Source organism: Agarivorans sp. D1326 (assembly GCF_056958115.1).
The window spans coordinates 311,103-323,703 of record NZ_JBTWEN010000003.1 but is presented as its reverse complement, the minus strand read 5'-3'; the positions used below and the strand labels follow the sequence as shown (position 1 = coordinate 323,703).

General features: G+C 44.2%; 10 protein-coding genes and 1 riboswitch. Of the genes, 4 read left to right on the top strand and 6 right to left on the bottom strand.

The genetic code is table 11. The features are described from left to right. Positions 1–122 precede the first annotated feature (122 nt). Positions 123–1,019, bottom strand: coding sequence for a LysR family transcriptional regulator (locus ACYFDN_RS08050; RefSeq protein WP_483510689.1), 897 nt, complete (start codon positions 1,017–1,019; stop codon positions 123–125). Between the two features lie 154 nt (positions 1,020–1,173). Between ACYFDN_RS08050 and ACYFDN_RS08045 the strand changes: the two genes are divergently transcribed. Further along, a complete protein-coding gene (locus ACYFDN_RS08045) occupies positions 1,174–2,157 on the top strand; it encodes an aldo/keto reductase (protein WP_483510688.1) in 984 nt (327 codons plus the stop codon). Between the two features lie 227 nt (positions 2,158–2,384). Here the strand turns inward: ACYFDN_RS08045 and ACYFDN_RS08040 are convergent, their stop codons facing one another. Next, the gene (locus ACYFDN_RS08040) at positions 2,385–3,848 is read right to left on the bottom strand and encodes an alpha/beta hydrolase-fold protein (protein WP_483510687.1); all 1,464 of its coding nucleotides are present in this window, start codon (positions 3,846–3,848) and stop codon (positions 2,385–2,387) included. A 302-nt stretch (positions 3,849–4,150) separates the two neighbouring features. Further along, positions 4,151–4,804 carry a 3,4-dihydroxy-2-butanone-4-phosphate synthase gene (gene ribB / locus ACYFDN_RS08035; protein WP_483510686.1) on the bottom strand — a complete coding sequence of 218 codons (654 nt, stop codon included), beginning with the start codon at positions 4,802–4,804 and terminating at the stop codon, positions 4,151–4,153. 154 nt (positions 4,805–4,958) lie between these two features. Next, positions 4,959–5,156: riboswitch (FMN riboswitch) on the bottom strand. Between the two features lie 183 nt (positions 5,157–5,339). Here ribB and ACYFDN_RS08030 point away from each other — a divergent pair. Further along, positions 5,340–6,176: a hypothetical protein gene (locus tag ACYFDN_RS08030; protein ID WP_338622035.1), complete on the top strand. Its 837-nt coding sequence runs from the start codon at positions 5,340–5,342 to the stop codon at positions 6,174–6,176. Between the two features lie 65 nt (positions 6,177–6,241). Here ACYFDN_RS08030 and ACYFDN_RS08025 read toward each other — a convergent pair whose 3' ends face one another. Then, entirely contained in the window at positions 6,242–6,739 is a 498-nt protein-coding gene (locus tag ACYFDN_RS08025; RefSeq protein ID WP_483510685.1) for a fasciclin domain-containing protein, read from the bottom strand. Between the two features lie 301 nt (positions 6,740–7,040). Between ACYFDN_RS08025 and ACYFDN_RS08020 the strand changes: the two genes are divergently transcribed. Continuing rightward, complete coding sequence (locus tag ACYFDN_RS08020; RefSeq protein ID WP_483510684.1) at positions 7,041–8,783, top strand: choice-of-anchor I family protein; 1,743 nt, start codon at positions 7,041–7,043, stop codon at positions 8,781–8,783. Positions 8,784–8,868: 85 nt separating this feature from the next. On the opposite strand, the gene ACYFDN_RS08015 is transcribed toward ACYFDN_RS08020, so the two are convergent. Next, positions 8,869–10,584, bottom strand: coding sequence for an NAD-dependent malic enzyme (locus ACYFDN_RS08015; protein WP_016400307.1), 1,716 nt, complete (start codon positions 10,582–10,584; stop codon positions 8,869–8,871). Positions 10,585–10,789: 205 nt separating this feature from the next. Between ACYFDN_RS08015 and ACYFDN_RS08010 the strand changes: the two genes are divergently transcribed. Continuing rightward, positions 10,790–12,013, top strand: coding sequence for a threonine/serine exporter family protein (locus ACYFDN_RS08010; protein ID WP_040306848.1), 1,224 nt, complete (start codon positions 10,790–10,792; stop codon positions 12,011–12,013). A 150-nt stretch (positions 12,014–12,163) separates the two neighbouring features. Here the strand turns inward: ACYFDN_RS08010 and ACYFDN_RS08005 are convergent, their stop codons facing one another. Next, entirely contained in the window at positions 12,164–12,424 is a 261-nt protein-coding gene (locus ACYFDN_RS08005; protein WP_016400309.1) for an EF-hand domain-containing protein, read from the bottom strand. Positions 12,425–12,601: the final 177 nt, after the last annotated feature.

Here is a 12,601-nt window from a genome sequence, read left to right as displayed (position 1 = left end):
AAAACCACTGTTCACAAAACGCATAAGCACCGCAGCTAAAAGCAAAACACAAATCTGGCCACGATTTATAAACCTCGAAAACTGGCATTAAGAAAGATAAACGTTTTTGGATACCAAGCTATCTAGGGCCTAACTTGGCTAAGGTACTGCTGCAAAAAAGCCACAAAATGCTGCAAGCGAGAAGAGTGTTCAATTTTAGGTGGGTAAAGCATCCACACCTGTCGCTGCTCTACTTGGTAGTCACTAAGCACACGCTGCAAACGCCCCTCTCTGACTAATTGCCACAGCAAATGCTCGGGCACCCTAGTGACCCCTTGATGATTTAGTGCAGCCTTAATCAAAATATTGTTGTCGTTTACCGCAAACTGCCCTTTTGCTTCAATTTCTTCAACTTTCCCTGCTTTTACAAACTGCCAATTGCGCCAACTTGGAAATGCTAAACACTGTAAATTTGCTAAATCACTGGGTTGAGTGGGTTGCCCGTTAGCCGAGAAGTACTCAGGTGAGGCAACCACCCAATGGCAATATGGCATAAGCTTACGTGCCACCATGTTTTCTGGAGGCTTTGTGGTTACCCTAATGGCCAAATCAAAGTTTCGTTCGTGCAAATCTTCTAAGTGGTGGCCTACATCAATTTCAAAGCTCACTTCTGAATAACGCTGCGAGAACTGATAACACACATCGGCCAAGAAGCTATCGGCAAAGGCCGCTGGAGCGGTTAAGCGCAAGATACCTGCAACCTTATCACCACTGTGTTCAAGCTCGCGCTCTAGGTCTAACAATCCGTGGTGCATAGCTTGCGCTTGCACAAACACTTTGTGCCCTTCGGTCGTTAAGCGCACCTTACGGGTAGTTCGTATTAATAACTGAGTTTGTAAATCTTGCTCCAAGCTGCGAATTTGCTGAGACAAATAACTACGCGAAATAGCTAAATGCTCAGCAGCTTTAGAAAAGCTCAAATGCTGAGCAACTTCATAAAACAGCAACAAGCGCTCCAACTTTTTATGATTCTTAGACACTATCACCCATCCACGCGTTTAGTTGTAAACAATAATACTCAAAAATTAGAGTTTGTATGTTATATCAAACAGTATTTTTGCTTTTACGATCTTTTTTCATGCTTTAGCTACGCTCTATACTGGTGCCAATTTCCTCTATTTAAGTAGGTGTAATATGCAATATCGTCGTTTAGGCCGCAGCGGCCTGCAAGTTAGTGAATTTGGCTTAGGCTCATGGGTAACCTTTGGTAAACAGGTGGATTTATCAGCGGCCAAGCAGATCATGGCAAGGGCTTATGATGCTGGTATCAATTTTTACGATAATGCCGAAGGCTACGAAAGCGGTGAAAGTGAGCGCTTAATGGGCCAAGCCATCGAACAGCTTGGCTGGTCACGCGACAGCTTTGTTGTGTCTAGCAAAGTATTTTGGGGAGGCGACAAGCCCACCCAACGAGGTCTAAGCCGCAAACATGTGTTTGATGCTTGCCACGCCGCACTGGCCAGATTACGAGTAGATTATTTAGATTTGTTCTATTGCCACCGCCCAGATATTGATACGCCAATATACGAAACAGTGCGAGCTATGCATGACTTGGTTAGCCAAGGCAAAGTGATGTATTGGGGTACATCTGAGTGGAGCGCCCAACAAATTACCGAAGCATGGGCAGTGGCTAAAGCCGAAAACTTACATGCCCCAATAATGGAGCAACCACAATACAACATGATGGTTCGTGACAAAGTAGAAGCCGAGTACCTGCCGCTTTATTCCTTAACTGGGCTAGGCACCACTATTTTTTCTCCATTAGCGAGTGGCTTGCTCACTGGTAAATACCTAAATGGGGTGCCAGAGAATAGCCGCTTAAGTTTGCCTGGCTATGAATGGTTGCGCGACATGCTAATTGGTGAAAACAACAAACTTGAGCAAATTGCCCAGCTAAATCAGCTCGCCCAGCAATTAGACATGCCATTACACCACTTGGCCTTAAATTGGTGTTTACGCACTCCCAATGTAAGTAGCGTGATTTTGGGCGTATCTAAACTGGAACAGCTTGAAGATAACTTGCAAGCACTAGCCAACAGCAGCAGCTTAAATCAGCAAGTTTGGCAGCAAGTGGATGATATACTGGGTAATAAACCAGCAGGGCCAGAGCGCTTCTAGTGTTTTAAAAATAAGCACTTACAACAATAGAGCAAAAGCTCTACCACGACATACTACCCCTTGGGTAGTATGCTGATCACAGTATTTGGAAAAACCACCTGAAATAAGCATATTGCGAGTTACTTTTGTCACAACTTGTCTATACTGACAAAAAGGTGTTTACACCTACAAAACAACAATAGTACTAAACGCATAAATCGATTAGGGGCCTTAGGGCCCCTTTTATTTTATCGTGCAAAAAACGACGATACCTGCTTAAGTACTTGTTCTGAAATACTATTCCAATAACGCCAAGTATGCCCCCCCTCAGCGGTCAAGTAAGAAAACTCAACTCCCTGCTGATTAAGTTTTTCAACTAAACGTTGATTAGATGGGTAACTGATTGAGTCATCCTCTCCACAAAACAGAGTAAGCTCAGCATCTAATGTGAAGTTCTGCCAACTAAAGCTGGGATACATTTCCATATCAAAATAACCACTAAGCGGCAACGAAAGGCCAAATTGCTTTGGGTACTTATCTGCTAAATAAAACGCACCTGCGCCGCCCATTGATATGCCACTAATGGCACTATAACCTGACCCAGCCTTAACTTTATATTGCTCAGCAACATGAGGCAGCAGCTCCTGTATAATGAAGCTTTCATGCTGCCCTTTGTAATAGCTGGTTCCTGCAGAAGGCATTAACACAATAAACGGCTCAACACTCTTATTGGCAATCATGTTATCCATTAAGTGTTGAATTTTGCCGTCTATAATCCACTGCTTATAATCTTGACCGTAACCATGCAAAAGCATCAATACTGGATAATCTTGCTTAGATGTTTGGTAACCAGGCGGCAAGTACACGGCATATGGGCTGGCTTGATCTAAGCTGTCACTCTTAAACTCGGCTTCAACAATGCTGCCATGAGCAATCCCTGGCTGAGCTATTAACAATGCATCCTCTTCGCCAATAACAAATACAGAATTAACGCCACCATAACCATCGGGCACCGATTGCGGGTTTTGCTGGTCGGCCACCCACACTCCGTCTATCACAAATTTGTATTGCCATGCCCCAGGTTTTAAGTACAAGGTGATAGACCAGTGGTCTGCTTCGCTTGGCTGCATAACAAGCACCTTACTTCGCCAATCACTCATTTCTCCGGCTAAGTAAACCTGTCTTGCATTTTTTGCTTCCACGGTAAAAGTATGAGCAACAGTATTCTCACTGGGGTAAAGTAAAGGATGCTCAAGCTGTATAGCAGTTTCTCCCAATTTAGCGTTAGCAGCTTGTTGCTCTGTCAAGATATGCCCTTTAGCAGTGACAGTACCAGAACAACTGAAACTGTCGTTACTCCATTGCCAATCATAAGTGCCAGTTATTTCTTTGTTGTTTACTTCACTATATGCTGAGGAGTAGCTAAGCGTCCCACCGTCTGTTTCAGTACTAGGCGATGTCCAAGTAATCTTTCCCTGGCTTATTATGCCGGTAGTACCTCCTTCTATACTTAACTGACATTGATTCTGAGACACCTCAAATACTTGTTTATAGCGTTGGCCTAAACCGTTGCATTCGTAATCATCAACATCAACAACTAACTGCCAAGTGCCCGCTACGTTGTCGCAGTCTTTTGTGCTGTTGTTAGAACACCCCACCAGCATCCAAAAGGCCAAAAGCGCAGTGACAAGGCATGCTAATTTATTGTTCATTGCTTTACCTCCCTATAAATAGTTCTCCGGCAATGGAAATAAAAAGATATATATCAATAGTATATAAACACAGTGTAAAAATAAGCTAAAGAGGTAAGCGCAACATATGTGATAGAGATAAATAGTAAGATTTATTTAGCTTATATATTTATATTTGGAGTGAAGAGTTAACTGCGCGCGTAAAGGTAAACTTGGCTGCAAAGTTACATTAGAAATACTCGTCGCGCTTCGCAATGTACTGAGAAAAGGGAAAGAAAAGCCAAGTAATAAAGAGGCCCTTAAGCCTCTGATAGAATTTAAGCTCAGCTAGCCTTGCTGACTAACGCTTTGCGATACTCCACAATATCTTCAATACTGCACACTGGCATGGCATGCTGCCTGGCAAAGTTAACGATCTGAGGAAGACGCGCCATGGTGCCATCTGGCATGGTCACTTCACACAATACTCCGGCAGGTTTTAAGCCCGCCAAGCTCATTAGATCTACCGTGCCTTCGGTATGTCCTCGCCTGGTTAATACTCCGCCCGGCTGGGCACGCAAGGGGTAAACATGGCCAGGTCGGGCTAAATCACTGGGTTTAGCATTGTTGGCAATAGCTGTTTTAATGGTAGTAACGCGATCTGCAGCCGACACCCCTGTGGTGACCCCTTGCTTGGCTTCAATGCTTACCGTAAAGGCCGTACCAAATTGGCTAGAGTTATCACTGACCATTGGCGGTAAATCAAGCTGTTTGATTTTGTCATCGTTTAAGCACAAGCACACAATGCCGCTACATTCACGGATCAACATAGCCATTTGAGCATTAGTAAGTGTTTCGGCGGCGAAGATTAAATCACCTTCGTTTTCGCGGTCTTCATCGTCAACCACCAACACACCTTTGCCATCACGCAAAGCGTTAAGTGCGGCGTTAACACGTTCAATAGGATTGCCATATTCGGCAAGTAGAGACTGATTCATGGTTTAATTCCTTAAGGTACAACATTAAGATATCCAGAATCAGGGCACACAGGAATAGCGCCACTCCAATAGGAATGACGTTGTTATCGGCATCACTAAGTGCTCAGCCACAGCCAAGTACTTTGCTTTAAAAACATAAAGCAACTAAATGATACATGATTCTCTTCCATCCGGACTTATTACAGCTACGCTGCAAATTACCGTCGGCTCTGGACTATTAACTCATTAAGTTAAGTCACCAGATCTGCTGACCCCAACTACTGTTGGGCGCTCGCGGGCTTTTACTGTCTCGTTTGCTAACGACACACTAACTACCGCCGGTGGGGAGTTACACCCCGCCCTGAGAATTATTGCTGCTCCGATTACGAAACAACCCGCTTATGTTGCCCTGCTTCTGCTAGAAACTCAATCTTGAACTGAGTTAACAAAATCACGTTTAGCTATTGATAAAACACAAAGAAGAAATCAAAGTAGCACTTGGTTTAGCAAGCCATTGTTATTTCACATTAATACTTAGCGCTTACAAGGTTTCGTCATGGAAGACACAAACAAGCCTCTAGAAGAAAGAAACGAAGAGTTTATTGCTTACGAATTGGCCATTTTAAAAGACCGAGGCCAATGGACTAAATATTGTCGCATTGTTGCTAATGCCATGTCGGCGATACCTTGGGTTGGCCAAGTACTAGCTAGCAGCGCCTCCATTCATGGAGAAAGCGAGCAAGGTAGAGTTAACGAACTGCATGAAGAGTGGCTCAAAATCCACCAGCAAAAAGTTAATCAACTGATGTTAACCCTCGATGAAATGGCATATCGATTAGAGTCGGTGCATGCCAACCATAAATCTCGAATACAATCAGACGCCTATTTAGCGTTAATACGCAGAGCGTTTAAGTCTTGGGATGCTGCAGAAACACAAGAAAAACGTGATTACGTGGTGAACCTAATATCTAACGCTGCGGCTTCTCCTCTTTGCCCAGATGACCAAATTCGCTTGTTTAATGACTGGCTCGATAAATACCATGAAATCCACTTCAAAGTGATCCGCGCTATTTACCAAAGCAAGGGAATAACCCGATTAGCCATTTGGCAGTCGGTAAGTGAAGAAATGCCCCGTGAAGATAGTGCTGAAGCCGATCTGTTTAAGTTGCTTATTAGAGATTTAAGTGCAGGTGGAGTTATTAGACAAACTAGAGAAACCACTTATGAAGGTGACTTTGTAAAACAGTCAAGCAAAGGTAAAGTTAGAAAACCTGCAAGCCCGCTCTTAGAATCTGCTTTTGAAGAAACCAAGCCCTATCAACTCACCGAATTAGGTGCTCAGTTTGTTCACTACACCATGAATCAAGTGGTCAAAAAGCTAAGCAGCGTTTAGCAAACCTTTAAGAGAGGCTTAATTTCACAAACTAGGCAGGGTTTAACTTAGCCCTGCCGATACGCCTATTTTGGTAGCAATACGGTGTCGACAACATGAATCACACCGTTGCTAGCTTTTACGTCTGCAGCCACTACCTTTGCGCTATTGATCATTACCGTTTCACCGCTAGTACTAACGGCTAACATGCCTCCTTGAACGGTTGTAGCGCTATCAATGTTAACTACATCGGCTGCCATGACTTTTCCGGCTACAACATGGTAAGTAAGCACGGCGATTAACTTATCTTTGTTCTCAGGCATGAGTAACATTTCCACGGTTCCTTCGGGCAATTTTGCGAAGGCTTCATCGGTAGGAGCAAACACAGTAAAAGGCCCATCTCCCTTTAAGGTATCAACCAATCCTGCGGCTTTCACAGCGGTAACTAAAGTAGTAAAAGAGCCATTCTCGACGGCTACATCAACAACATCCTTTTTCATGCCGTGATGACCAGCTTGAGCCAACATTGAGAATGTCATTGTTGTGATAATCAAAGTAAATACACTTGCAATTCGTTTAATCATTGTCTCTTTCCTTCAAGCTTAAGTTGCGTAGGTTTCGAGAATGGTTACGGCTGGCAAATTTGCTTAGATCAAACGAAAAGCACAATCGTTCCACTTTTATCAAACTAAAGCGTTAAATAGATCTGGTGAAATAGGCATTGAATTCAATCACTTACAGAACAGTGGATCGCTAAAACCTTCAGGTTTAAGTTCACTTGTACCTTATTGGAACATTTCATTGATTGTCATATTTTCGTCATCGTAAAGTCACATTGAGTACACAAAATGCCCTTCGAATTGTAACTATTTATAGGGATATAACATGATGCTCAAGAAGAGCTTGGTTTCATTGGCAGTAATTTCTAGCCTAACATTAACAGCGTGTAGTAGTGACGATGGTCAAAATGGTTTAAACGGTGAGCCTGGTGCAGATGCTGTTAGCAGCATCATGCTTAACCCGGTTGGTCGCGCAGTATTAAACCCAGACGGTGCCGCTGAGATCCTGCAATACCACGCTGCTACTCAAACTATTTATGCCATTAATAGCTCTGACGCAACGGTTGAGATGATTGATGCTTCTGGCCTTAGCTCTGAGCAACTAAGTGCTCCAACTAGCGATACTAACCTAAGCGCTACCCCACTTACTTTACCAACCGAAGCCAATGGCGTTGCTTTGGGCGGAGCCAACAGCATTGCCGTGCATAATGATTTAATGGCAGTAGCCATTGAAGCCGACGCCCAAGCCAACAACGGTTTCATTGTTTTCTACAATGGTTTAAACGCTGGCACTCCAGTATTCCTAAGTGCCGTTGAAGTAGGAAACTTGCCAGATATGGTTACTTTCACGCCTGATGGCAGCAAAGTGATTGTGGCTAACGAAGGTGAGCCAAGCGGCGATTACAACAACGATCCTGAAGGCTCAATTGCAGTCATTAGCGTAACTGATGGAACACCAGCAACTAGCGCCACTATCATCGACTTTACTAGCTTTAACGGCATGCAAAATGAGCTTGAAGCTAAAGGGCTACATTTCCCTAACCCAAGTGGTCGTACTTTAAACGGCCAAGTAATTGCCACCACTGTTGCACAAGATTTAGAGCCTGAATACATTACCGCCAGCAACGACATGGCCTATGTAACGCTTCAAGAAAACAACGGCTTAGCACTTGTAGATTTAAGCGATAACAGCGTGCAAATTATCGGCTTGGGATATAAAGACTGGTCAGGGTTAAACTTTGACGGGAACGAGGATGGCACAGTGAGCTTTGGCCAATACGACGGCTTATACGGCGCTTACATGCCAGACACTATTGCTTCTTTCTCGTGGAATGGGGCGCCGTTCCTCATTACTGCCAACGAAGGTGATGCACGTGAGTATTTCTTTGATGTAGCCGACGAAGCTGCCTGTATTGCTGCGGGTGGTCAAGACTACGATGAAGACGATGGTTGCTTAGCCTTTACCGAAGAAGTAAAACTTAAAAACCTTACCGCCCAAGCAGGCTCTATGCTAGAAGCACTGCAAGCCGGCGGCGAGATTGATGACTTACGCGTAACAAATGTACTGGGTGATGCCGACGGCAATGGCGAGTATGAAACTGCCGTAGCCTACGGCGCTCGCTCATTCACCGTATGGGATCAAAATGGTTTAGTAGTATTCGATTCTGGTGATGAAGTCGGTCGTATCACTGCAGCACTTCACGGCAATGCCTTTAACAATGGTGATGATGAGAACGAAGGCGACTCTCGCTCAGAAAACAAAGGCGCTGAACCTGAAGCGTTAACTGTTGGCACTGTTGGCGACAAAACCTACGCCTTTATTGGTTTAGAGCGCATGGGCGGCATTATGGTTTACGATGTAACTAACCCTTACAACAGCAAGTTCGAAACCTACGTAATTAACCGTGACCTAACAGAAGGTTTAAGCGTTGATGACGGTATTGGTGACTTAGCTCCAGAAAGCTTGGTATTTGTTGCCGCCGATAGCAGCCCAACCAGCCAACCATTATTGTTGGTAGGTAACGAAGTAAGTGGGTCGTTAACAGTATGGGAAATTACTGCTAACTAAGGCTAAACCCTGCATCCACTCTTCATACAAAAAAGGAGCCCATTGGCTCCTTTTTATTCTTAACTGCTAATTTATTGTTAAGGCCTTATACTCTGCGATATGGCAGGTAAATAGGCTCCCACATATGCTCGGCAATTTCTTGGTCGATGTCTTTACCGCTCAAGCAGCCTTGCGGATCGGTTTCTTGAATTTGCTTTAAAATCGCTTTAGCTACAAAGCCAGAAACTTCTTTTAGCTCACGCATTCTTGGGAATACACAGCCGCTGTCTAAGTCTTCTTGAGAAACATATTCGGCCAAAGCAAACGACGCTGTGGTAAACATTTCCATGGTGATTTTGCTCACGCCAGAAACAATGGTTGCAAGGCCAACTGCAGGGAAAATAAACACATTGTTACCCTGACCAATACGGTAGTTTTTGCCGTTGTAATCTACGTCGTCAAAGGGGCTGCCGGTGGCCACAATGGCTTGGCCATTGGTCCACTTGTATACATCTTCTGGTAGGGCTTCACAGTTATCGGTTGGATTAGATAGCGGGAATACCATCGGGCGGTCGGTATATTCCAGCATCTTTTTCACATGGCTTTCTTTAAATGCACCGCCTACACCACTACAGCCTAATAATACGGTAACCGGCGTATTATCGATAAGCTCGCCCAAACTCGCCTTGCCTTCTTCGGCTAGCGTCCAGTTTTGGGCTAGTTCAAACGGCTTAGCGTAACGTTTTTTGTATTCATCGAGATCTTCACGGTTATCAAAAACCACTCCGCGTGAGTCTAGAATGAAAATACGATCACGTGCCTCTTGGTGGCTAATGCCCTCTTTAAGCAAGCCAGCAAATATTTGGTCGGCAACACCTACCCCGCCGGCGCCTGCGCCGTACACAGCGTAAACTTGCTCACCAAGGGTTTCGTTTTTAATTTTAGTAGCGCCAATCACGCCAGCCAAAACCACAGAACCGGTGCCTTGAATATCATCGTTAAATGATGGTAATTCGTCTTCATACTTAGATAGGTTATCGAAGGCATTAGACTTACTAAAGTCTTCCCATTGCAATACGGCTTCTGGGAAGTGCAGCTTAGTTTGCGCCACAAATTTCTCAATGAAGTCTTGGTACTCTTGACCACGCATCCGTTTTTGCGGAAGGCCTAAATACATAGGATCGTTGAGCAAGTCTTGATTATCGGTACCTACATCAAGCGCAATCGGCAAACAACGTGCAGGGTGAATACCTGCGCCTAAGGTATACAGTGACAACTTACCAATAGGAATGCCCATGCCACCAATACCTAAATCACCGAGGCCGAGAATACCTTGGCTGTCGGTAACCACAATAATCTTAATATCTTTACCGGCGAAGTGGCGCGCCATCTCGCCCATTTGATCGACATTCTCTGCGGTAATGTATAACCCGCGGTCTTTTTGATAGCGGTGGCTAAATTCCTGACAGGCCTTACCTACAGTTGGGGTATAAATAATCGGCGCCATTTCTTCAATGTGGCGAGATACCAATGCATAAAACAAGGTTTCGTTTCTGTCTTGCAGTGCGCGTAGGTATTGGTATTGCTCAATGTCGCTACAAGCACTTAAAAAGCCTTGGTAAACACGCTTTAATTGATCTTCAAAGGTTTGCGGCTTAGGAGGCAACAAGCCCGCCAAATTAAAGGCTTCGCGCTCTTCAAAACTAAAAGCTGAGCTTTTATTTAAAGTACGATCGTTAAGTAATGCGTTACCAGATATTGAAACAGGGCGAAACTCGTTACCGTTTTCGTCTTTCCAACGTAAATATTTACCAGCGGCCATGGTGTCCTCCGAGACAGCACGTGAGAATAATTAGCTAACTGTAAATGATAAATGATCAGGCCGATTCTGTACGCTATTTCATTAAAAAATAGGAAAATTTCTCTGTTTAAAACGCAGGCAGGAGTTTTTTATCTCAAGACAACTACACCAAATGCCAATCTGTGAGATACAATTAAGCATCCGCTTTTTAGAATTAGCCCCCGCATTGAAACAATCAAGCTTTGAAGTAAAACGTAATTTCATTATCAGACTAGGCAAGGCCTTACATAAATATGGTACGCCGGCGTTTCGCTTAGAGTCACACCTAAGTAATGTCGCTGAGACCTTAGGCCTAAATGGCTATTTTTTAGTTACTCCTACCTCACTCACTTTTGTACTTTGGGCACCAGACGATACTCAAGAATATAACTATGTGATGCGAGTAAAGCCCGGTGAAATCGATTTAGGTTTATTGGCCCGTACCAATCAGCTGGTTAAGAAAGTAACCGAAGAAGAGATCAGTTTGGCCGAGGCCATAGAGCGGCTAAACCAAATGGCCAATCAGCCAGCCTTACACTCTCCTTGGGTAATTTGCTTGGCCTTTGCCATTACTGGCGGCGCATTTGCCATGTTAATGTCGGCCAATTGGAGCACCATTATTTGGTCGAGCTTGCTTAGTTGTATTTCATTTTATTTGGCTTATCGCGCCGAGCACTCTAAAGGGGTACATGAAGCCTTAGAGCCAGTGGCTGCGCTGCTCTGCTCCTTTGTCGCCGTTGCTATTTCTCAGTTTGTGCCTGATGTAAACATCCCCATAGTGGTGCTTTCGGCAATCATTATTTTCATTCCTGGTTTATCGCTTACTCTTGGTTTAAGCGAGTTAGCCGCGCGCGAACTAATATCGGGTACAGCAAGGGTAATGGACGGCATTATGGTGTTGTTTAAACTCTATTTTGGCGCGGTGTTAGGCATGGCCTTTGGTGCTCTAATTTGGGGGCAGGTTGATCTTCAATCTAGCTTTGTTAGCACCTGGTGGATTAAGTGGCTAGGTGTGGTGTTGTTATCCTTAGGCCTTAGCGTGGTATTTAAAGTACGCGCTAAAGATTTACCTTGGGGCATTCTTTCGGGAGTGATTGCCTATGCTGCTGCCTTTGCTGGCAGCGCCTACCTAGGCGAAGCATTAGGTCCTTTTGTTGGGGCATTTATTGTGGGTGTTTATGCAAACCTATTTGCCAAGTTAACCAAGTCTCCGGCATCGGTGGTATTGCTGCAAGGCATAGTATTATTGGTACCGGGTAGTAAGGCTTATATCAGCTTAAATTCATTGGTACTAGGTGAGTCAATGGTGAGCATCCCCAATATTGGTTCGCAAACATTTTTGATTTTCATGTCGATTGTGGCGGGAATTTTATTTGCTAACGTAGCGGTACCGCAACGTAGCTCGCTATAAAGAAAAAAAAGGCGCTTAAGCTAGCACAGACTTAAGCGCTGGAAAATTATCGAGGATTAAAACTGCTACAAACTAGACCAAATCGCAGAAAAATTGGCCCCCGACAGCGTCCTAAAATTGGATCGGTTCACGAAAACATAAAGGAACTAACTATTCAGCTACTTCGCTGTTTTCAGGGTCTTCAGGTTGAACGGAAATTTCAAGGTTTATGAATTCTGCTTGGCTTAATACACCATCCTGGTCTGTATCAAGCTCACTCCATACTTCAGTAAGGATCGGTAGTTCGGCAGCTTCTTCCATGCTTACCACCAAATCTTGGTTGGTATCTAGGTCTTTGAACACTTCACTATTTGCCGAGGCTAGGCTGGCTACAAATAGCGCTAACACTGGAAAGCTATACTTCAAGTTCATAAGAAACTCCTTGTTTAACATCTACTTCACTAAATGGCCGCTAACTAGGTTTAGCGGTTGACGAACTACATATAGCAAAGGCCGAACCAACTTTTAAAAAACAATTAAAATCAACAACTTAACCAAAATCCAGGGACGCAATTAAAATGCCAGCGTCGCCTACAAGCGACACCTAAA